The organism is Streptomyces sp. ALI-76-A (assembly GCF_030287445.1).
In the GTDB taxonomy this organism is placed as follows: Bacteria; Actinomycetota; Actinomycetes; order Streptomycetales; family Streptomycetaceae; genus Streptomyces.
This window is the reverse complement of record NZ_JASVWB010000002.1, coordinates 7,449,826-7,471,177: the sequence shown is the minus strand read 5'-3', so window position 1 is coordinate 7,471,177 and position 21,352 is coordinate 7,449,826. Positions and strand designations below refer to the sequence as shown.

Annotated in this window: 17 protein-coding genes, 2 pseudogenes and 1 riboswitch; of the genes and pseudogenes, 4 read left to right on the top strand and 15 right to left on the bottom strand. The window is 71.2% G+C overall.

Translation table 11 applies throughout. From position 1 onward, the window contains the following. Positions 1 to 737: 737 nt before the first annotated feature. The 3 genes and pseudogenes from QQS16_RS34070 to QQS16_RS34060 all read right to left on the bottom strand — a co-directional run. A pseudogene (locus tag QQS16_RS34070) lies at positions 738 to 2,612 on the bottom strand (sensor histidine kinase); the annotation flags it as partial. 885 nt (positions 2,613 to 3,497) lie between these two features. Then, a complete protein-coding gene (locus QQS16_RS34065; protein ID WP_286065904.1) occupies positions 3,498 to 3,833 on the bottom strand; it encodes a hypothetical protein in 336 nt (111 codons plus the stop codon). A 104-nt stretch (positions 3,834 to 3,937) separates the two neighbouring features. Next, positions 3,938 to 4,105 carry a hypothetical protein gene (locus QQS16_RS34060; protein ID WP_286065903.1) on the bottom strand — a complete coding sequence of 56 codons (168 nt, stop codon included), beginning with the start codon at positions 4,103 to 4,105 and terminating at the stop codon, positions 3,938 to 3,940. Positions 4,106 to 4,342: 237 nt separating this feature from the next. Between QQS16_RS34060 and QQS16_RS34055 the strand changes: the two genes are divergently transcribed. Beyond that, positions 4,343 to 4,588 carry a hypothetical protein gene (locus tag QQS16_RS34055; protein WP_286065902.1) on the top strand — a complete coding sequence of 82 codons (246 nt, stop codon included), beginning with the start codon at positions 4,343 to 4,345 and terminating at the stop codon, positions 4,586 to 4,588. A 64-nt stretch (positions 4,589 to 4,652) separates the two neighbouring features. Here the strand turns inward: QQS16_RS34055 and QQS16_RS34050 are convergent, their stop codons facing one another. Next, entirely contained in the window at positions 4,653 to 5,837 is a 1,185-nt protein-coding gene (locus QQS16_RS34050; RefSeq protein WP_286065901.1) for an MBL fold metallo-hydrolase, read from the bottom strand. A gap of 270 nt (positions 5,838 to 6,107) precedes the next feature. Between QQS16_RS34050 and QQS16_RS34045 the strand changes: the two are divergent. Both QQS16_RS34045 and QQS16_RS34040 read left to right on the top strand, forming a co-directional pair. Then, a pseudogene (locus QQS16_RS34045) lies at positions 6,108 to 7,285 on the top strand (Glu/Leu/Phe/Val dehydrogenase dimerization domain-containing protein). A 71-nt stretch (positions 7,286 to 7,356) separates the two neighbouring features. Then, a complete protein-coding gene (locus QQS16_RS34040) occupies positions 7,357 to 7,968 on the top strand; it encodes a TetR/AcrR family transcriptional regulator (protein ID WP_286065900.1) in 612 nt (203 codons plus the stop codon). A 164-nt stretch (positions 7,969 to 8,132) separates the two neighbouring features. Here QQS16_RS34040 and QQS16_RS34035 read toward each other — a convergent pair whose 3' ends face one another. The 5 genes from QQS16_RS34035 to QQS16_RS34015 form a co-directional block, all read right to left on the bottom strand. Next, on the bottom strand, positions 8,133 to 8,918 hold the full coding sequence (locus tag QQS16_RS34035) for an SGNH/GDSL hydrolase family protein (protein ID WP_286066548.1): 786 nt from the start codon (positions 8,916 to 8,918) through the stop codon (positions 8,133 to 8,135). A gap of 145 nt (positions 8,919 to 9,063) precedes the next feature. After that, the gene (locus QQS16_RS34030) at positions 9,064 to 9,783 is read right to left on the bottom strand and encodes a DUF6250 domain-containing protein (RefSeq protein ID WP_286065899.1); all 720 of its coding nucleotides are present in this window, start codon (positions 9,781 to 9,783) and stop codon (positions 9,064 to 9,066) included. Beyond that, entirely contained in the window at positions 9,767 to 10,099 is a 333-nt protein-coding gene (locus QQS16_RS34025; protein ID WP_286065898.1) for a rhamnogalacturonan lyase family protein, read from the bottom strand. Before QQS16_RS34025 ends, QQS16_RS34030 begins: the two co-directional genes overlap by 17 nt. A 280-nt stretch (positions 10,100 to 10,379) precedes the next feature. Continuing rightward, positions 10,380 to 11,405 carry a M23 family metallopeptidase gene (locus QQS16_RS34020; protein WP_286065897.1) on the bottom strand — a complete coding sequence of 342 codons (1,026 nt, stop codon included), beginning with the start codon at positions 11,403 to 11,405 and terminating at the stop codon, positions 10,380 to 10,382. Between the two features lie 2 nt (positions 11,406 to 11,407). Next, positions 11,408 to 11,568: riboswitch (cyclic di-AMP (ydaO/yuaA leader) on the bottom strand. Between the two features lie 305 nt (positions 11,569 to 11,873). After that, positions 11,874 to 13,949 (bottom strand): alpha-galactosidase, encoded by a 2,076-nt coding sequence (locus QQS16_RS34015; protein ID WP_286065896.1) that lies wholly within the window; start codon positions 13,947 to 13,949, stop codon positions 11,874 to 11,876. Positions 13,950 to 14,129: 180 nt separating this feature from the next. Here QQS16_RS34015 and QQS16_RS34010 point away from each other — a divergent pair, with 180 nt between their 5' ends. Beyond that, positions 14,130 to 14,927, top strand: a complete 798-nt coding sequence (locus QQS16_RS34010; RefSeq protein ID WP_286065895.1) for a tyrosine-protein phosphatase — start codon at positions 14,130 to 14,132, stop codon at positions 14,925 to 14,927. A 29-nt stretch (positions 14,928 to 14,956) separates the two neighbouring features. Here the strand turns inward: QQS16_RS34010 and QQS16_RS34005 are convergent, their stop codons facing one another. The 6 genes from QQS16_RS34005 to hpnH form a co-directional block, all read right to left on the bottom strand. Then, entirely contained in the window at positions 14,957 to 15,076 is a 120-nt protein-coding gene (locus tag QQS16_RS34005) for a DUF6126 family protein (RefSeq protein WP_286065894.1), read from the bottom strand. After that, entirely contained in the window at positions 15,073 to 15,729 is a 657-nt protein-coding gene (locus QQS16_RS34000) for a helix-turn-helix domain-containing protein (RefSeq protein ID WP_286065893.1), read from the bottom strand. Before QQS16_RS34000 ends, QQS16_RS34005 begins: the two co-directional genes overlap by 4 nt. A 79-nt stretch (positions 15,730 to 15,808) precedes the next feature. Further along, on the bottom strand, positions 15,809 to 17,227 hold the full coding sequence (locus tag QQS16_RS33995; protein ID WP_286065892.1) for an aspartate aminotransferase family protein: 1,419 nt from the start codon (positions 17,225 to 17,227) through the stop codon (positions 15,809 to 15,811). Further along, positions 17,224 to 19,140: a 1-deoxy-D-xylulose-5-phosphate synthase gene (dxs, locus tag QQS16_RS33990; protein ID WP_286065891.1), complete on the bottom strand. Its 1,917-nt coding sequence runs from the start codon at positions 19,138 to 19,140 to the stop codon at positions 17,224 to 17,226. Before dxs ends, QQS16_RS33995 begins: the two co-directional genes overlap by 4 nt. A 27-nt stretch (positions 19,141 to 19,167) precedes the next feature. Continuing rightward, on the bottom strand, positions 19,168 to 20,325 hold the full coding sequence (gene ispG, locus QQS16_RS33985) for a flavodoxin-dependent (E)-4-hydroxy-3-methylbut-2-enyl-diphosphate synthase (RefSeq protein ID WP_286065890.1): 1,158 nt from the start codon (positions 20,323 to 20,325) through the stop codon (positions 19,168 to 19,170). A 4-nt stretch (positions 20,326 to 20,329) separates the two neighbouring features. Next, positions 20,330 to 21,352 (bottom strand): adenosyl-hopene transferase HpnH, encoded by a 1,023-nt coding sequence (gene hpnH, locus QQS16_RS33980; protein WP_286065889.1) that lies wholly within the window; start codon positions 21,350 to 21,352, stop codon positions 20,330 to 20,332.

Sequence of the window (21,352 nt, the reverse complement as noted above, 5' to 3'; positions counted from 1 at the left end):
ACGTCCATGGAGGCCGCCGGGGTCATGTCGGCGGGGTCCATGGGGCGCAGGTCCGGGGATCCGAGATCCGGAAGCGGTGCGACTGGCGAGGTCGGGTTCGTGTGAGGGAGGGCCGCGTGAACAGCACCCGTGTGCGAGGAGTCGGCGAGGGCCGGGCCCATGTGCTCGGACCCCCTGTGGACGGCGTCCGAGTGGGCCGGGTCCCAGTGCGCTGAACTCCGGTCGACGGTGTCTGTGTGGGCCTGCGTCATGGAGCGCGGCTCCATGTGGGACGCCTTCGTGTGCGCCGACTCCAAGTGGCCACGCCCCGTGTCGGCCGACCCGAAGTGGTCGTACCCCGTGTCGGCCGACCCCACGTCAGCAGACCTCACGTCGGTCGACGCCCTGCCGCTCGATGTCCTGCCGGTCGACCTCAGATGGGTCGACCCCACGTCAGCGGCCTCCGTGTCCGCCGACGCCACGTCGGTCGGGGACACGTCGGTCGGGGACACGTCGGTCCAGGACACGTCGGTCGCGCCCATGCGGGTCGTCCCCATGCCGGTCGAGGACATGTCGGTCGAGGACATGTCCGACGACGCGACAGGGGTGGGCCCCATATCCGCCGACCTCGGGTGCGCCGACGCCACGTCGGCCGAGGGCATGCGGGCCGAGGGCATGCGGGCCGAGGCCGTGTGGGTCGGCCCCACGTCGGCCGACCCCATGTGAGGCGGCGCCACAAAAGCCGTCGTATCCCCGGACGCCGCCTCCAGATGCTGCTGCGCCTCGGCGAGGCCGACACCGCGCTGGAAGGCCGCCATCAGACCAGGGTCGTGGCCGGCCAGGTACTCGGTGTCCTGGCGCGGCGCTGGGCCGTCGCGCAGCTGGGGTGCGATGTGCTCCTGGGCCCGTCGCTGGGGCAGTTGGGGCTTGCCCATGGTGCCGCGCACGGCACCACCGCGCGGAGTGGGGGGCGCGACCGTGTACTCCGCGACGAAAGGCCGGTCGCCGGCCCTGATGCCGGGCACGGCCTCCGCCGGAGTGGGCCGCTCCGCACGGGCCCCGCGCACGGGCAGCGGCGGCGGACCGCTGCCGTCCGACGCTCCCGCAGCTGGACCGGCGCCCGCGCCCGAGCCGGCGACCGCACCCGGACTCGCAGCCGAGGCGCCGCCCTGTCCGGAAGCGGAGCTCGCCCCCCGGGCCCCCGCAGTCCCCATGGCGCCCGTGGCACCCCTGGCCCCCCGCTGCGCGGGAGGCGCGCTCTGCTGCGGACGCGGTGCGGTGGACGGCCGGGAGGACGCCGACGACGCCGCGGCACCCCGTGTCGTCGCGCCGGCCCGCTGCCCTGCCTCGGCCGCGGGCTGCGGGGACGACACGGCCGGGCCCGCCGGGCCGTCCGGCGGCTGCGGTACGACGCCGGGGGCGCCGGGCACCGTGCCCAGGAGCGCCTGCGGTACGACGAGCACGGCCTGGACCCCGCCGTAGATGTTGGTCTGCAGGCGGACGTGGATGCCGTGCCGCTTGGCGAGCTGCGAGACGACGAACAGCCCGATACGGCCGTCGGCCAGCAGGCTGGCGACATTGACCTGGTCCGGGTCGGCGAGCAGGGCGTTCATCCGGCTCTGTTCGCCGACGGGCATGCCGAGCCCACGGTCCTCGACCTCGACGGCGAGCCCCGAGGTGACGAGGTTGGCCCGCAGCAGGACCTGGGTGTGCGGGGCGGAGAACACCGTGGCGTTCTCGACGAGTTCGGCCAGCAGATGGATGACGTCGGCGACGGCGTGGCCGCGCAGTTCGCCGTCGATGGGAGGCACGAGCTTGACCCGGGAGTACTGCTCGACCTCGGCGATGGCCGAACGCAGCACCTCGGTCATGGAGACCGGGTTGCTCCACTGCCGGCGCGAGACGGCGCCGCCGAGCACGGCGAGGTTCTCGGCGTGGCGGCGGATGCGGGTGGCGAGGTGGTCGACGTGGAAGAGGCCCTTGAGGAGATCGGGGTCCTCGATCTCGTTCTCCAGCTCGTCGAGGATGGAGATCTCGCGGTGCACCAGCGACTGCAGCCGTCGGGCCAGGTTGAGGAAGACCTCCAGTTTCTGTTCGCTGCCCGCCTGGCTGGAGAGCTGCGCGGCCTGCACCACGGCGCTGATCGCGCTGTCGTGCGCGCGGGCGAGATCGGCGGCGAGCAGTTCCAGGTCGTCGGCGTCCTCGGGCGGGCCGCTGCGCGGCTTGCGCCGGGGCGGGCCCTCGCCGCGGCGCAGGGCGTCGACCAGGGCCCGGAGGTCGGCCTCGCCGCGTGCGCTGCTGCGGCGCAGGGCGCCGATGCGGTCGCTCACGGACCTGGCGGCCCGATCGGCGGCCACGGCGGCGATGAGGATGCCCGCACAGGTCACCGAGACCGCGCCGGCGAGCACGCTCCAGAGCGTGAGGCTGGGCCGTGCGCCGGTGGAGCGCACGGTGAACAGGACCGCGGCACAGCCGCTGAGGGCGACGGCGACGGGCGGCAGCACGGCGAGACGCATCAGCTGAGGCCGTATGTGGGTCTCGGGCAGCGCGGGAACGGCACGGGCGGCCGGCCGGCCGTGGCGCCCGCCCTCACGGCGGTCTGCGCGGGCGGCCGGTGCGCGGAGGTGAGACATCGGTGTCCTCGTCGTACTCGTCCGTCGGTCCTGATGGACAGGTGCGCATGGCGAATGCGTGCCGCGGGCACGCGCATGCGAGCGTCGGTCGAGAGAACCGAACTGCTCGGCCCCGCGTCGCCCGACGGACACTGACAGTAGTCGGCAACGCATCCGGCGCGATGGGCAGTTGACAAACTGGTACGGGCAGCGTCCCGCTCTGGTATGAGGCTTCGCACGAAAGATCGAAGGGCTCTCCGCGAACTCGGCACACAAAGCGCCTGACGCCGATCAGACCTGTTCAGAAGCGTTCACGGGAGGACGGAGGATGTCGGCGGCCTGCGGCCGACCCGGCCCTCACCATGGCCCACAGCTGGCCGACAACCGGCTCGCGGGCCCGCCCGCGATGGCTCCGGCGCCCGTACCACGCCGCAAGCAATGTCACTGAGCGTGCCGGTTCTGGCCAAGACAGGGGCCGGTGTGGACGGCTGCTCCCCGCCGGGCGCGACCACCGACCGGCACGCCTCAGCGCCAGGCCGCAGCCCACCGGGACGGCCGCGCGCACGAACCCGCGAGCGTCCGCGCCGCCCGCGCGCACCTCATCAGCGCCGGCGCCTCACCGGCGCGGGATCACGCGGCACACGGGTGGACCCAGGTACCTACGCGCCTACGGTGTGACTTCCGCCTGTGTCCGGTCGCGTCCGTGGATCGTGCCGGATCAACTGTGGTCGCCGATCGAGCCGTTGTCGTCGGCACCGAGACCGGAGCAGATCGAGGGCCGACCAAGGATGCAGGACCACCACAAGCACACGGGCCGGTCCTGCTCTTTCCTGGCCGGCCGTGTGCCTGTGCTGGTCCGGGCGCTCAGTTCCCTGGCCGGCCGTGTGCCTGTGCTGGTCCGGGCGCTCAGTCCTGGTCGCTATCGGTACCGACCTCTCCGGCGCCGATCGTGTCCGCGTACTCGGACGGGTCCAGCGTGCCTTCACGGTCGGGGTTGATACCGGCGCTTCCGCCTGGCTGACCGCCCCCGGTGCTGCCGTAACCGCCCGGGACGCCTGGAGTGAGGTCAGCGTCGGCCTCTTCCCGCGTGATGTGACGGGTGGCCCGGACGTTCGCGCGGCGCTCCGGGTACGGATAGCTGAACGGCTGGGATTCCGCGCGTTCCTCTTCTGCCTTACGGGCCTCCTGCGCGGCCTGAGCCGCCTGCCCCTCGGAGTGGGGGTCCTTCTGGTTCTTCGTCATGGTCAGCTCCCTGGTCGTGGGGCCTTGAGGGCAGCGGGCCTGCGGGCCGGCGACGGCGGACGAGTGATCCACACGTTTCCGACACGCCCCGGGTCCATGCCGATTCACTGCTCCTCGTAATCGTCAGGGCTCACTCCCGCCTGTTCGAAGGCCTCCCTGACCGTTCGTCCGGTGCCACCCGTGTCGTGTTCCTCGGCTCCGGTCGTGTCCTTCTCGGTGAGGACGCCATCAGTCGACTCGGTCCTGGGCCGGTTCTCCTCAGGAACGGTCATGACGACTCCTTCTTCGTCTCGGGCGTTGCGGAACCCGTCTCACGACGGCCGCCCTCCAGGCCGTCGGGACGGGCAACGGCACAGGACCGACTAGCCTCAGCCATGCCTGGTAAACACCTGCTTCCGCGCACTTCCAGATCTGCGTCGACCCCTTGATCAGGTACGTGCGCACAGGTGTGCCGACAGCATGGACGGGTACGCCGTCGACATCGGTACCCACCTCCCCTTGGAGGCACCATGTCTGTGTGGTCATGGATCCGTGAACACCTCGGGGGCGAAGGGACTGAGCGGCCCTCCACCATCCCGGATGCCGCGCAGGTCGATTCGGGCAGGCCGGATGACACGGGCGGCGAACCGGCGGCCGACGCGGCCGACCAGCACAGCACGACGGGGACGACGCCCAGCGAGACGTTCGTGGGCCGGATCGCCGGTGACGACCCCGGCTCCCTGGAGACGGGCGCCGAGAGGCGGGCTGAACAGTAGGAGCGCAGACCCGGGGGCAGCGGCGTCTCGTCTCCTCCCAGGCGCACCCCGGAGGAGCCTACGGTCAGCCCTCCCCCACCAGGTCCAGGTCGTCCCGGCTCGTCGTCGCCGGCGGCTGGGGCGTGGGCCAGCCGCCCTTCAGGGGCCGGGACACGTCCCGCCACCACGGACGCACCGGCAGCTCCCCCGCGGGCTCGAACGGCTGCCCGGGAACGGGTACGGCGACGGCCTGCCCGACCGCCTCACCGGCGGCCACGGTCCACTCCCCCGGCTCCGCCCAGGCGTGCGCGGCGAGGTTGAAGGTCCCCCAGTGGATCGGCAGCATCGCGCCGTGCGCCCGTCCGCCCTGAAGGTCGAGGTGGGCGCGCATGCCCTCCTCGGGCGTCATGTGGATGTCCGGCCAGAACTCGCTGTAGGCGCCGATCTGGATCATCGTGGCGTCGAAGGGGCCGTGTGTGGCGCCGATGTCCCGGAATCCCGTGAAGTAGCCGGTGTCGCCGCTGTGGTAGATCCGGTGCGCGTCCCCGGCGACGACCCAGGAGGCCCAGAGGGTGTGCTGGGTGTTGCGCAGGCCGCGACCGCAGAAGTGGCGGGCCGGGGTGGCGGTCAGGGTGAGCCCGCCGACCTTGGCCGTCTCGTGCCAGTCCAGCTCGCGCAGCCGGTCGGCGGACACGCCCCAGTGCTCCAGGTGGGCGCCGACGCCGAGCGGCACGGCGAACACGGTGTCGGTGCCGGCCAGCGCCTTGATCGTGGGCAGGTCCAGGTGGTCGTAGTGGTCGTGGGAGATCACGACGACGTCGACCGGGCCGAGCGCGGCCAGCGGGAGGGGCACCGGGTGCAGCCGCCTGGGCCCGGCGAAGGCGAACGGGGAGCAGCGCTCGCCCCAGACCGGGTCGAAGAGCACGCGGTGTCCGTCGATCTCGGCGAGCACGCTGGAGTGGCCCATCCACGTCAGCCTCAGCCCCGTGGCGGGGGGCCTGGAGATGTCGGCGAGGGTGGTGGAGTGCACCGGCACCGGGCCCTGGGGGGCGCGCCGGTTGCGTTCGTCCTTGTCCAGGAAGGCCTTGGCGAGTTCCACCGACGAACCGGAGGGCCGGGTGCGGGCGGTGCCCCCCGGGTTCTGGAACACCCCGTTCTTGAAGTGGGGCGATCTGCGGATACGCGCCAGGCGCTCACCGCTCGGGTCCGCGCCGAAGGCCGCGGGCCGCAGCGCGCCAAGCCCGGAGCTCGGGGAACGGAAACCGGTCACGGTGTACCTCCAGGTGGGGTCGGTGAGGCGTTCCATTATGGTCGGCCCCTCTGACAGCCGGGTTACCGCCCGGCGTCCGTTCCGCGTTGACAGGGCGCGACCACGGTCCGAATACTGACCCACCATTCAGTATCCGCCCCTGGCCGGCACCCCCGTCCGCGCGCTGTGGCGCCCGCCGCACCGCGCACCGCGCGACGCCACGCCGACCCGCCGTCCCGCCGTCCCGCCGTCCCGCGGCCCCCGCACGCCCATCCCCTCCGAGGAGACCGCATGACCGCTCCCCTGATGTCGCTGACCTGGACCGACCACGTCACGGGACGCCAGGGCTTCCTGGTGGTCGACCGGCTGGTGCGCGGAGTCTCCAGCGGAGGGCTGCGGATGCGGGCGGGCTGCACCCTGGACGAGGTGGCCGGGCTGGCGCACGGGATGACCATGAAGGAAGCGCTGCACTACGACCCGGAGAGCCGCTGCGTCCCCCTGGGCGGCGCCAAGGGCGGCATCGACTGCGATCCCCGGGATCCGGGGGCCTACGAGCTCCTGGTGCGGTACCTGCGGGCCGTGCGGCCCTACATCGAGAGCTGCTGGACCACGGGCGAGGACCTCGGGCTCTCCCAGGACCTGGTGGACCGGGCGGCTGCCGAGGTGGGGCTCGTGTCGTCCGTCCAGGCCGTGTATCCGCTGCTCGACGACGAGGTCGCGGCGCGGCGGCGGCTCACCGACGCGTTCGCGGTCGAGGTGGACGGGATCGGGCTCGACGAACTGGTCGGCGGGTGCGGTGTCGCGGAGTCGGTGCTCGCGGCGCTGGACCGGGCGGGCGTGCCGTACGCGGGCACCCGGGTCGCCGTGCAGGGTCTGGGGACCATGGGCGGTGCCACCGCGCGTTTCCTCACGCGCGCGGGACTCACCGTCGTCGCCGTCGCCGACATCAAGGGCACGATCGCCAACCCGGCGGGACTGGACGTCGAGGCGCTGCTCGCCGCGCGGGACGCCCACGGCACCGTGGACCGCGCCGGCCTCGGCCCCGACGACCGTGAGCTGCCCGGCGACGCCTGGCTCGCGGCGGACGCGGAGGTGCTGGTGCCCGCGGCGGTCTCGTACGCCGTCGACACCGTGAACCAGGAGCGGATCAGTGCGCGCTGGATCGTCGAGGCGGCAAACATGCCGGTCCTGCCCGAGGCGGAGGAACTGCTCGCCGCGCGCGGGATCACCGTGCTGCCGGACGTGGTCGTCAACTCCGGGACGAAACCTGGTGGTGGTGGACGCTGTTCGGCGACATCGGGGCCGACGCGGACGAGGCGTTCACCCACATCCGCCGCTCGATGCGGGCCCTGGTCGGGCGGATGCTGGTCCGGGCGGAGGCCGACGGGACGTCGCCGCGGGCGGCGGCGCACGCCATCGGCGCGGACCGGCTGCCGGTGATCGCGGAGCGTTTCGGGTGGTACCGGTGACTTCCGGCCGAACCCGCGGGTGAGCGGCCTCTTTCCGGCGGCGCCGATGGCGACCCCATAAGGTGACCCGCGTGGCGAGAGTGCGGTTGAGCGTGGCGGAGCGGCGCGAGGAGCTGCTGCGGGCCGCCGTCGGGCAGATCGAGGCGCGCGGTGTGGCGGCGGTCCGGATCGCGGACGTGGCCTCGGCGCTCGGCGTGAGCAACGCGCTGGTGCTCTACCACTTCTCCACCAAGGAGCAGCTGGTCGCCGCCGCGTTCCGGTATGCCGCCGAGGACGACCTCGCCCGGTTCCGCAAGCTGCTCGGCCGGCGCACCACGGCACTGCGACGGCTGCGGGCGGCCGTGCGCTGGTACGCCCCGACCGGCCAGGCCAAGGGGTGGCGGCTGTGGATCGAGAGCTGGGCGGCGGCACTGCGTGAGCCCGCGCTGCGGGAGGTGGCGCGCGGTCTCGACACGCAGTGGAAGTCGGCGCTCGCCGAGGTGATCGCCGAGGGCGTGGCCGCGGACGAGTTCCGCTGCCCGGACCCGACGGGGACGGCCCTGCGCCTCACCGCCCTGCTCGACGGTCTCGCCGTCCAGCTCACGTCGTACGCCGGTGCGGTCCCGCGCGCGCGGGCGCAGGAGTGGGTGGACGAGGCACTGGCCCGGGAACTGGGGCTGACGCGGGAGGCGTTGACGGCGTAGGCGACCGTCCCGGGGCGGCGCGCCCTGGTCCCTGGGCGAGCGGCAGGCCCCGTTCCCGCACCGCACCGGCCTCCGGCGTCGTCCGAACCCGAGGCGTCCGGACGGGGGCCGCCCGGACGGGGACCGACCAACCGCGTACCGACCGGCCGGGTACCCGTACCCCCTCAGGCCACTGTGGCGATCCGCGTCCTGATGTCGTGCGGCGACAGCGCGCCCTTGGCGGTGACGTGGTCTCCGGACGACTCTCCGCGCAACCGGCGCCCGATCCACGGCACCAGGTACTCGCGCGCCCAGTGCACGTCGTCCCGCCGGATCTCCAGGGTGCCGCGCGGCGGCAGGGGTGGCCAGGGCTGTTCCGGGTCGGCGGGGACCTCCAGACCGAGGACCTGGCCCGCGCGCAGTGCCACGCGCGTGTGCCCCTCGGGCGAGAGGTGGAGCCGGTCGCCGTCCCAGGCCCGGCGGTCCTGAATGGCCTTCAGGGACCACAGGTCGAGCACGGGACAGCCGTACCGGTCGGCGATGGCCCGCACATGCCCGTTGTAGGTGGCGATCTTGCCGCGCAGATGCCTGAGCACGGGCATGCGGCGGGTGTCGAACCCCGTCGTCACCATCACCGTGCCGGCGACGGCGGTGAGCCGGTCCACCGCCCGTTCGAAGCGCTCGGCGACCTCGTCGGGGTCGGTGCCGGGCCGGAGGATGTCGTTGCCGCCCGCGCAGAAGGAGACCAGGTCGGGCGCGAGGGCGACGGCCTGGGGAAGCTGGTCGGCCACGACCTGGTCGAGCAGTTTCCCGCGCACGGCGAGGTTCGTGTACCGGAAGTCGCCCTCGGGACGCCGGTCCGCGAGGAGGACCGCGAACCGGTCGGCCCAGCCGACCAACGCCCCGTCGGGCCCGGGGTCGCCGACGCCTTCGGTGAAGCTGTCCCCCAGCGCCACGTACGACCCGATCACTGATCTGATGTCACTCTTCGAATCGTCTGCCACGTCGGCCCATGATTCCCCTTGGGATGTGAGCTACGCGACCGTAGGAAAGGATTGACGGGCGGTGATATAAACCACTCGTCAAAGCTTGGTCAATCCAGGAATAGCTCTTTCGTCAGCGCTGTTGACGCGGCGGTTGCCACACCCGGAAATCGGCGATGCGGAAGTGGCTCCAGGTGGTCCGGAAGGCGAAGTGACCGCTGGTGTACGGCTGCGGGTCGTGGTGGTCGAAGACGAGCCGCCCGTTGTTCCACCATCGCACGGTCGAACCGTCGGAGACGATCCGCACCCGGTGCGGCCGGTTCGGTACGAGCAGCGGCTCGGTGTAGTCGTAGAGAAGCGGCCGGACGCCCGCCTCGCCGACGTAGCGGCGCAGCCGGGTCGTGGTGTTGGTGTTGGCGCCGTAGCCGACGTAGTACGTCCTCAAGTAGTCGTACTCGGCGAGTGCGCCGCCCCGCGCGGTGGCGAACAGGTCGTCCGGGGAGCGGACGTCGACGGCGTTCCAGAAGTTGTTGAGGTCGGAGACCCGGTCGTTGACACCGCCCGCCGACACCGGTGTGGCGGTGTACTCCAGCGCGTACGGACCTTCCAGCCGCTTCCTGAACCAGATCGTCGCGCCGGCGGGCACGTCGACCTCCAGGGCGCCCCGGGAGGCGGTGACGGTGCCGCCCTTCTCGAGTTCCACGGCCCACTGGCCGAGACCGCGGCGGAAGTCGTCGTGGGCGATCAGCCGGTGATGGCGGCGGGGTGAGGCGCTCGCGGTGGTCGCCGGGGCGAGGGCCGTGACGGCGGCCGTGGCGGCCAGGGCTCCGAACGCTCTACGCGTGGTCGTCATGGGAAACGGCTCCTTCGGCAGGGGTGATCGACGGCTTCGGCACGCGCCGGGTCTCGGTGCCGAGGCAGTAGTCGGTGTACGTGGACTGCAGATAGCCGCGCACGGTCCAGCCGAGGCGGTAGGCCGGGTTCTGCGCGAGGGTGTGGAGACGGGTCCGGGTCGGCCGGGTGGTGGTGTACAGGCGCAGGGCGCTGTGGTCGGCGGTCTCGGCGAGGATCTCCTCGCGCCAGTCGCCGAGGACGTCGCCGTAGAACGGGGTCGCGTTGCGGGCGCCGGCGGTGACTGCGACGGTTCTTCGACGTCGGGCGGGGTGCACGGGAGCTCCTTCGGGAAGTCGGCGGCAGAAAGCGCTTGCCCCACAACGGAGTTCACTCTGTCCCCGCGGCCCCCTCGTTGTCGACGCTCCGGGAGCCACCGCCACAAGACCGCAATACGGCGATCATGAACGAGACAAGAACGCCCTCCGAGCCAGGAGCGGCCCGGACGCCTGCGGGGAGGCCGTGCCCGGTCCCCGGAACACACCGAAGGCCGGACCCGGGGATCGGGATCCGGCCTTCGACGGCGTGTCAGGCAGGTGGTCGGGCGGTCGGTGGGCGTCAGCCGACGGAGACGCCCTTCGCACGGAGGTAGGCGACCGGGTCCACGTCCGAGCCGTAGTCGGGCGAGGTGCGGATCTCGAAGTGCAGGTGCGGGCCCGTCACGTTGCCGGTCGCACCGGAAAGGCCTATCTGCTGCCCCCCGGACACGGTCTGGCCGCTGGAGACGGACAGCGAGGACAGGTGCGCGTACTGCGCGTAGTAGCCGTCGGCCAGCTTGATGACGACCTGGTTGCCGTACGCGCCACCCCAGCCCGCGGAGACGACCGTGCCCGCGCCGACGGCCTTGAGCGAGGTACCGGTCGGGACGACGAAGTCGACACCGGTGTGGTAACCGCTGGACCACATGCTGCCGGACATCCGGTACGGGGTGCCGACGGTGGCACCGGCCACCGGGGCGGCGGACCCGCTCGCGGTGCCGGCGGTGCCGGCGCTCTGGGTGGTGGCCGTCGACTTCTGCGACGTGGAGGACTTCGACGAGGAGGCGGACGAATCCGACGTCTGCGACGCCGACTCGTTCGACGCCGACTCGTTGGACTCCGACTCGTTGGACTCCGACTTCTTCGAGGAGGACGACGACGAGGAGGAGTCCGCCGACCCGGTCTTCGGCGTGCTCGTCGTGGCCTTCTTGCCGATCGCGAGCTTCAGGCCGGGGTGGATCAGCGACGGATCGTCGCCGACGGCCTCGCGGTTGTCGGCGTAGAGCCTCTGCCAGCCACCGCTGACGTCCTGCTCGTCGGCGATCTTCGAGAGATAGTCGCCGGCCCGCACGGCATACGTCGTCACGCCGGTCGTCTGCGTGGCGGTCTTCTTTTCGGCCACCGGCTTTTCGGCCACCACATTCTTCGCGGCGGTGGGAATCGAAGACTGAACGGCATTTTCCGAAACGGACTGGGCACTCGCGGCATGGGCGCCGGTGGCTCCGAGGAGCGGAAGGGCGAGTGCGGCGCCGCCGGTTCCGGCGACGGCGATGGAACGCGTGAAGCGCTGGGTCTTGGGACGGCGGTGCTTACCCTTCGCGGGCATGACGAATTCCTCTCCGGCGCCTGCGAGGTGAGCTGTCGGGTGCGGACTGGAGATGCCCGGCCGTGCCGAGGCACGACTTAACCCCAAGCCTCTTCCGGAGACCGGAACAGGCGGTTCTACCTGTGGGTCCCCCGCTCCTGCCGTGTACGGGTGATGGTGTGCGGGCTCCGGGCGGCGGCAGGATTGGGCGTCCGTCCGGATCGGTGGTGAACGTAAGCGACCAGGACGCACAGGGACAAGTAGAGGTTGTACGAAAATGCGTCCGGCTTGCTCCCGGAAGGGAATTCCCGGTCACCCTCCGTCCATCGCGGGGCGCCACCCGACCCCGAAAGCCCTTGTGGGACATGCGTATTACGTGAACATGACGGGCGACGCACGGTCACGAGTATGACGCTCCTCACGCGCCGCCCCTCAGGCCCCCCTATTCCGGCCGGAGTTGGAATGAAGGCGCCAATTCGGACAGAACTCTCATATGCGGCGCAGCCGGAGAACTGCCGCATCGAGATCGCCCCGAAGTCCGGTCCGCAGCCCGTGATGCAGCAGCACGGCACCACGGTGGACTTCGCCCGTTTCGAGGCATTCGTACGATGCCGTCGGGTCGAGTCCGCGCAGCCGCACCGCCGGGACGGGCTCGCCGTGGTGCTGTGCCTGGAGCCAGGCGAGGACGACCGCCTCGTCCCCCAGCACGTACTGCACCGCGCTCGGTCCGCCCTGCGGGGGCCGCAGCCGGTAGAGGTCGCCCCGCTGCACGAGGGGCCGGATCTCCTTGTAGAGAGCCACCCAGTCACCCGCCTCGGCGAGTTCCTCCTCGGTCCACTCCGCGAGGTCTCCGCCCACCCCGAGCACCCCGGCCATGGCGCTGACGAACCGGAACCGCAGTGAGCTGACCCGCCCGTTGAGCTGCGTGTTGGGACTGTCGGTGACCCAGGCCGCCATCACCCGGGCGGGGTGGATCTGCGTGAAGCCGTGCTGGATGGCGAGCCGGTCCAGCGGGTCGGTGTTGTCGGAGGTCCACACCTGGTCCGTACGGCTCATCACGCCGAGGTCGATCCGGCCGCCACCACCCGAGCAGGACTCGAAGGCGACGTCCGGGTGCGCCGCGCGCAGCCGGTCCAGCAGCCGGTAGAGCGCGTCGACGTGGTCGACCCACAGGCGCTGCGGGTAGGCGTCGCCGGGCCAGCCCGCGTCGGTGAAGCAGCGGTTGAAGTCCCACTTCACGTAGTCGATCGGGGCACTGGAGAGCAGCCCGTGGAGCTGTTCCCACAGATACTCCTGGACGTCCTCGCGGGCGAGGTTCAGTACGAGCTGGTTGCGCAGCTCCGTCCGCTTTCGCCCCGGTTGGTACTGCACCCAGTCGGGGTGGGCCCGGTAGAGGTCGCTGTCCGGGTTGACCATCTCCGGCTCGACCCAGATGCCGAACTGCATGCCGAGGCCGTGCACATAGTCGGCCAGGGGCTTGACGCCGCCGGGGAAGCGGTCCGGGTTGGGCGTCCAGTCGCCGAGCCCGGCACGGTCGCTCGTGCGCTTCCCGAACCAGCCGTCGTCCACGACGAACAGCTCGACACCCATCGCCGCCGCCCGGCGGGCCAGCACCTGCTGCTGCTCCTCGGAGATGTCGAACTCCGTGGCCTCCCAGGAGTTGAACAGCACCGGCCGGTCCCGGTCCGCCTCCGGGATGACGTACGCGCGCTGGTAGGCGTGCCAGGCGCGGCTCGCCCCGCCGAAGCCGCCGTCGCTCCACAGGCCGGCGAAGACGGGTGTGGTGAAGGACTCCCCCGCCGCCAGACGCAGCAGGCCGGAGTCGTCGTAGCCCGCCCCGCCGGTGATCTGCACACGGGTGTCGGGGAGTTCGGCGACGGCGATGCGCCAGGAACCGGACCAGCCCAGGGCGCAGCCGTAGACCTCGCCGCGCTCCTCGGTCGCGTCGGTGTCGAGCGCGACCCACGGCAGGTGCTGGTGCCCGGTGTGGCCGCGGCGGCTGCCGATGACCTTCTCACCGTAGGTGAGGGGGGCGCGCACGAGCCGGGACTCCGCGGCCCAGCGGCCGTGCAGCTGGGACAGCCGCCAGCCGTCCTCCCGGTCGGGCAGGGTCCAGGTGGCGGAGTCGGCGCGCAGCACCTCGATCGTGGGGCCCTGGTTGTCCAGCGTCACCCAGCGCTCCACGACGTCGTGACGCATCCGGTAGTGCAGCGTGATCGCCAGCTCTCCGTCCCGGAACCGCAGCCGCAGCTCGTCGCCCTCGGCCCTCTCGTACGCGTCGAAGCGCCACTCGGTGCCGCGTCGCTCGTCGGTGCGCACGGACAGGGCGGGGCGGACGAAGCGGGGGCCGCCCTCGACGGGGTACTCCTCGCGTCCGTCGAGCGGAGACTCGAAGGGCCAGTAGTCCGGCAGCGGGCGGACGGCGAGGGCCTCGGCGTCGGCGAGCGCGATTCGCGGGCCCCAGTGCAGGTGGAGGAGCTCGTCCTCCCCGGTGAGGTGGAGGGCGTAACTGCTGGCCGGCCCGGACAGGATCCATGTACGGCCGTTTTCGGCGATCTCCAGCATGCAGTCCTCACAGATACGAACAGACGCGAACAGGTGCACTCAAGCGTCAACATCATCAAGGGCCGCGAGCCCTCCGTGCAACGCCTGTGGACAACTCATTGCCCCAGGCAGCCATGTCGTATCGTCGATGAAGTGCCCGTCGTCGAGCAGCGTCGGCGGGGCCGAGTGGGAGGAGCCCCCGTGTCGCAGCAGGTCCCGTCGACCGAGCCCCAGCTGGCCGGAGTGCGCAACTTCCGGGACGTGGGCGGGCTGCCGACCGTGGACGGCCGCCGGGTGCGGCAGGGCGTGCTGTTCCGTAGCGGCCACCTCGCGCACGCCACCGAGCAGGACGCCGGCTTCCTCGCCTCCCTGGGCCTGCACACCATCTTCGACTTCCGCAACGCGGCGGACCAGAAGCTGGAGGGACCCGACGTCGAGCTGCCGGGCGTGCGCAATGTCAACCTGCCGCTGACCGACCCGGCGGACGGCGCCGAGTTCTGGACGATGGTCCGTGACGGCGAGATCGACCAGCTGCGCGAGATCCTCGGCGAGGGCAAGGCCGCCCGGCGCATGATCGCCTCGTACCGCGTGATCATCAAGGAACGCACCGCCGAGCACTCCCGGCTGCTGCGCGCGCTCGCCGACGACAGCGTCCCCGCGCTCATGCACTGCGCCGCCGGCAAGGACCGCGCGGGACTGTCCATGGCCGTGACGCTGCTCACCCTGGGCGTGGAGCGGGAGGCGATCTTCGCCGACTACCTGGAGTCGAACGCCCGGCACCGCCGCTACAAGGTGCGCCGCAGCGGCAGCTCCGCCTCCGCCTACTCCCCCGAGGTGATGGAGCTGCTCAGCCCGTTGTTCGACGCCCGGGCCGAGTATCTGACGGCCGCCTTCGAGACGATCGGGGAGACCTGGGGCAGCGTCGACACCTACCTGGAGAAGGGCCTGGGGGTCACCCCGGAGATCCGCGAGCGACTGCGGGCCCGGCTGCTCGACTGAGGCGTACGGCGTCGCCGGTACCGGCCGCCCTACTGGGCACCCACCTCGAACAGCAGGTAGATGAAGGCCGCGAAGAGGTGGCCGACCGCCAGGTAGATGATCAGTCGCACCCACAGGGCACGCGGGAACTTCTCCTCCATGTCACTCATGGCATGTCTCCAGGGGTGGGGCCCAGGCACAGCGTGGCCGTGGGGCTCTGCAGCAGGGTGTGGACGAACAGCAGGTCGACCCCGTCGGGGTCCTGGGCGGCGATACGGTGCGGGGTCAGCGAGTCGAAGTGCGCGCTGTCGCCGGCCGCGAGCCGGTGCGTGGTGTCCCCGAGGCGCAGCCGCAGCCGGCCCTTGAGGACGTACAGCCACTCCTCGCCGGGGTGGACGCGCACGATGTCGCCCTGGGAGCCGTGCGGGACGTGGACGCGCAGGGCCTGCATGGCGTGGCCGGGTGCGCCGGCCTGCCAGTAGGTCCAGCCGCCGGCCGCGGTCGGTTCCATGGCGGCGGCGCGCACGACGGCGTCCCGGCCGCCGACCGTCTCGCCGAGCAGCTCCGAAACCGTCGTACCGTAGATGCGGGCGAGCGCGAGCAGCATCGGCAGCGAGGGCTGACGCTGTCCGGTCTCCAGCCGGGAGAGGTGAGCGGGTGACAGTCCGGCGGCGCGGGCCGCGGCCTCCAGGGTGAGGGAGGCCTGGCGGCGCAGGGCGCGCAGCTGGGGCGCGACCTGCGGGACCGCTTCGGCGGACGGTCCGGAGCCGGGCCCGGTGCCGGACTCGGGCCTCGTCTCGGGCTCGGACTCGGGAGAGCTCATGCACCCCATTGAGCCGGACCCTTGCCTCTGCGGCAAATCCTTTGCCTCAGAGGCAAAGGCTGCCTCCCGAGCGGGCGTCCTAGCGGTTGGCCACCGCCTGTTTGATCAGCGTCTTGCCGAAGTCCCACATCAGACCGCCGCCGCTGTGCGCGTCGTCCATCACGTCCGTGAAGGCGTCCACGAACCGGTCCACCTCCCGCTCGCCGACGACCAGCGGCGGAATCAGCTTGATCACCTCCAGGTGGTCGCCGGAGACCTGGGTGAGGATCCGGTGCCGTTGGAGCAGCGGCACGACCACCATCTGGGCGAACAGTCCCTTGCGGGCCGCCTGCAGCATGGCCCACCGGCTGCGCAGTTTCAGCGACGTGGGCCGGCCGAACTCGATGCCGATCATCAGGCCCCGGCCGCGGACGTCGGCCAGCAGCTCGTACCGGTCGATCAGTGCCGTCAGGCGGGCCTTCAACAGCTCCCCGGTGGCCCGGGCGCCCGCCACGACCTGCTCGTTCTCCAGCACCGACAGGACGGCCAGTCCCGCCGCCATCGCCTGCGCGTTGGAGCCGAAGCTCGCCGAGTGGACCAGCACCCGGTCCATCGAGGAATAGACCTTCCGGAAGATCCAGTCCTTGCCGAGGGTCGCGCCGACGGGCACGTATCCGCCGGACAGCGCCTTGGCCACGCAGACCAGGTCGGGTTCGACGCCCTCCTCGTGCTGGTAGGCGTAGAAGTCGCCGGTGCGACCCAGGCCGGTCTGCACCTCGTCCGCGATGAGCAGCGCCTTGTGCCGGTGCAGCAGGTCCTGGGCGGCGCGCAGATAGCCGGGCGGAGACTCGTGCACGCCCTTGCCCTGGATCGGTTCGACGATCAGGGCGGCGACGTCGCCCTTCCGCAACTCCCGTGCCAGCGCGTCGAGATCACCGAGCGGGATGCCGGTGTCGGGCAGCAGCGGGGCGAAGCCGTCCCGGAAACCGTCCTCGCCGTTGACCGACAACGACCCGGTGGTCAGGCCGTGGAAGGCGTGCTCGCAGTACAGGATCCGCGGCTTGCCGGTGGCGTACCGGGCGAACTTCAGGGCGCCCTCGACCGCCTCGGTCCCGCTGTTGCCGAAGAACACCCGGTCCAGGTGCGGGCTGTGCGCCAGCAGTTTCTCGGCCAGCAGCCCCGGCAGCGGCTGGCAGTCGAAGCGGGTGAGGTCGGCGAGCTGGGCGTCGAGGACGTCGTGCAGCGCCTTGCGGACGACGGGGTGGTGACGGCCCAGGCCCATCACCCCGAACCCGGCGAGCATGTCCAGGTAGTCGTTGCCGTCCGCGTCCCAGAAGTAGGCGCCCTCGCCCCGCTCGTAGACCTTGTCGAAGCCGATGGTGTGCAGCATGCGCGGGAGCTGGTGGTTCAGGTACTTGCCGTGCAGCTCGTAGCGCTCGGCTCCGCGTTCGGCCAGCAGCGCGCCGAGGTCGAACTCCCCGGCCTGCGAGGAGGGCGACGCGGATTTGGCGGTTGTCATTCCTGTTTCTCCTTGGACAGCTCTTCCCGGACGGCCAGGTCCGCTTCCTTGACGGCCAGACTGGCGCCGATCCGTCCGGCGACCTCGACGGGCGTGAGGCCGATGTCGGCGAGCACCTCGGCCCGCTTGGCGTGCGCGAGGAACTGTTCCGGGACACCGAACCGCCGTACCGGGACGTCCACGTCCGCGTCGCCGAGGGCGAGTGCCACGGCGGCCCCCACCCCGGACGCGCGGCTGTTGTCCTCGACCACCGCGACCAGGCGGTGCCCGGCGGCGAGGCCGGGCAGCGCCGGATCGACCGGCTTGACCCAGCGCGGGTCGACCACCGTGCAGCCGATGCCCCGTGCTTCCAGCAGCTCGGCGGCCTGGAGACAGACGGGCGCCATCACACCCACGGCGACCAGCAGGACCTCGGGCCGGTCGGCGCGGTGCAGCACGTCCAGGCCGCCCACCCGGTCGACCGCCGGGATCACCGGTCCCACCGACTCCTTGGGGAAGCGGACCAGCGTCGGCGCGTCGTCCACCGTGACCGCCTCTCTGAGCTGCGCGCGCAGCTGGTCGGCGTCCCGGGGTGCGGCGATCCTGAGTCCGGGCACGACCTGGAGGATCGACATGTCCCACATCCCGTTGTGGGAGGCCCCGTCGACACCGGTGACGCCGGCCCGGTCCAGCACGAAGGTGACGCCGCAGCGGTGCAGCGCCACATCCATCAGCAGCTGGTCGAAGGCCCGGTTGAGGAAGGTGGCGTAGACGGCGACGACCGGGTGCAGCCCGCCGGTGGCGAGGCCGGCGGCGGACACGGCCGCGTGCTGCTCGGCGATGCCGACGTCCCAGATCCGGTCGGGGAAGCGGGCCGCGAACGGGCCGAGCCCCACCGGGTGCAGCATGGCCGCCGTGATCGCCACGACATCGTCCCGCTCCTGCCCGATCCGGACCATCTCCTCGCCGAACACCGAGGTCCAGGACGGCCCGCCCGACGGCGTGAGCGGCTCGCAGGTGAGCGGGTCCATCACGCCCACGGTGTGGAAGTGGTCCTCCTCGTGGGCGAGGGCGGGCTCATAGCCGCGCCCCTTCTCGGTGAGGCAGTGCACGAGCACCGGGCCGTGGAAGCGTTTCGCACGCCGGAGCGCCGACTCGACGGCCTTCAGGTCGTGCCCGTCGATCGGGCCGACGTACTTCAGGCCCAGGTCCTCGAACATGCCCTGCGGGGCGAACGCGTCCTTGAAGCCCTTCTTCGCGCCGTGCAGGGACTCGTAGAGGGTGGTGCCGACCAGCGGGGTCCGCAGCAGTACGTCCTTCCCCCAGGCCAGGACCTTCTCGTAGCCGTCCGTCGTGCGCAGGGTGGCGAGGTGGTTGGCGAGTCCGCCGATGGTCGGCGCGTACGAGCGCTCGTTGTCGTTGACGACGATGATCAGCGGCCGGTCCTTGGCGGCCGCGATGTTGTTGAGCGCCTCCCAGGCCATGCCCCCGGTGAGCGCCCCGTCGCCCATCACCGCGACGACATGGCCCCTCTCGCCCTGGACCTGGCGGGCCTTGGCGAGCCCGTCGGCCCAGCCGAGCGCGGTGGAGGCGTGGCTGTTCTCGATGACGTCGTGCTCGGACTCCTCGCGCGAGGGGTAGCCGGACAGCCCGCCCTTGCCGCGCAGCTTGGAGAAGTCCTGACGCCCCGTCAGCAACTTGTGGACGTAGCTCTGGTGGCCGGTGTCCCACAGGATGCGGTCGACCGGCGACTCGAAGACCCGGTGGAGCGCGACGGAGAGTTCCACCACCCCCAGGTTGGGCCCGAGGTGTCCGCCGGTCCTGGCGACCGCGTGCACCAGGAACTGCCGTATCTCTTGGGACAGTTCCCCGAGTTCCGTCTCGGACAGCGCCTTCAGGTCACGTGGTCCTCGGATGTTCTCCAGAATCGTCACGTCGGGCCCCCTATCGGTCCGTGCTGTTCAGCTCACGGTGACGGCCGGCTCCCCCGAGGCGACGCCGTCCTGCTCCATCTGCTCGGCGATCTTCATCGCCTCTTCGATCAGGGTCTCCACGATCTTCGACTCGGGCACGGTCTTGATGATCCTGCCCTTGACGAAGATCTGCCCCTTGCCGTTGCCGGAGGCGACGCCGAGGTCGGCCTCCCGGGCCTCTCCGGGCCCGTTCACCACGCATCCCATGACGGCGACCCGCAGCGGCACCTCCATGCCCTCCAGGCCCGCCGTGACCTCGTCGGCCAGCTTGTAGACGTCGACCTGGGCCCGTCCGCAGGACGGGCACGAGACGATCTCCAGCCGGCGCTGCCTCAGGTGCAGCGACTCCAGGATCTGGATGCCGACCTTGACCTCCTCGGCGGGCGGGGCGGACAGCGACACCCGGATGGTGTCGCCGATGCCGCGTGACAACAACGCCCCGAAGGCCACGGCCGACTTGATCGTCCCCTGGAACACGGGACCGGCCTCCGTCACCCCCAGGTGCAGCGGATAGTCGCACTGCTCGGCGAGCAGCGTGTACGCGTTGACCATCACCACGGGATCGTTGTGCTTCACCGAGATCTTGATGTCCCGGAAGCCGTGCTCCTCGAAGAGCGAGGCCTCCCACAGGGCCGACTCCACCAGCGCCTCGGGCGTGGCCCTGCCGTACTTCTGCAGCAGCCGCCGGTCCAGCGAGCCCGCGTTGACCCCGATCCGGATCGGCGTGCCGTGATCCTTCGCGGCCCGCGCGATCTCCTTCACCTTGTCGTCGAACTGCTTGATGTTGCCGGGATTGACGCGTACGGCCGCACAGCCGGCCTCGATCGCGGCGAACACGTACTTGGGCTGGAAGTGGATGTCCGCGATCACCGGGATCTGCGACTTGCGCGCGATGGTCGCCAGCGCGTCCGCGTCGTCCTGCGTGGGGCAGGCGACGCGCACGATCTGGCAGCCGGACGCGGTCAGTTCGGCGATCTGCTGGAGGGTGGCGCCGATGTCGGACGTACGGGTCGTCGTCATCGACTGCACCGACACCGGGGCCCCGCCCCCGACCGCGACCGGCCCGACCTGGATCCGCCGCGACACACGCCGCTCGGCGATCGGCGGGACCGGTACCTCGGGAACGCCCAGTGACACGGCGGTCATGCCGTCACTCGCGGTTTCCGGAGACCGTCTCGCGCATCGCGCGCAGCGACTCCTTGAGGGATCCCATGGTGGCCAGCACGGCGGTGGGCTCGTAGCCGCAGTGCGCCATGCAGTTGGCGCAGCGCGGGTCCTTGCCGCGGCCGTACTTGTCCCAGTCGGTGTCCTCGATGAGTTCGCGGTACGTCGGGACGTACCCGTCGCTCATCAGGTAGCAGGGGCGCTGCCAGCCGAAGAGCGAGTAGTTCGGGATCGCCCAGGCGGTGCACGGGAAGTCGACCTTGCCCTCCAGGAAGTCCAGGAAGAGCGGGGAGTGGTTGAGCCGCCACTTGCGCCGGTTGCCGCCCGCGAAGGCCTTCTTGAACAGTTCGCGGGTCTGCTCCACGCCCAGGAAGTGCTCCTGGTCGGGCGCCTTCTCGTAGGCGTAGGCGGGCGAGATCATCATCTCGTCGACCTGGAGGTCGTCATTGAGGAAGTCGAGCACCTCGATGATGGTCTGCGGGGTGTCCGTGTTGAAGAAGGTCGAGTTGGTGGTGACCCGGAAGCCGCGCCGCTTGGCCTGTTTGATCGCCTCCACGGCCTCGTCGAACACACCTTCCTTGGCGACCGACTCGTCGTGCCGCTCCCGCAGTCCGTCGATGTGCACGGCGAAGGCGAAGTAGGGGGAGGGAGTGAACTTGTCCATCTTCTTGCGCAGCAGCATGGCGTTGGTGCAGAGGAAGACGTACTTCTTCTTCGCCACCAACTGCCGCACGATCTCGTCGATCTGAGGGTGCATCAGCGGCTCACCGCCGGCGATCGACACCATCGGCGCACCGGATTCGAGCACCGCCCCGACGGCCTGGGCCACCGGCATGCGCTGCTTGAGCACACCGGCGGGATGCTGGATCTTGCCGCAGCCCTCGCACTTCAGATTGCACGCGAAGAGGGGTTCCAGCTCGACGATCAGCGGGAACTTGTCCCGCTTGCGGAGCTTCTGTTCGGCCAAGTATGTAGCGACCTTGATGGATTGGCGCAGCGGCATGGCCAT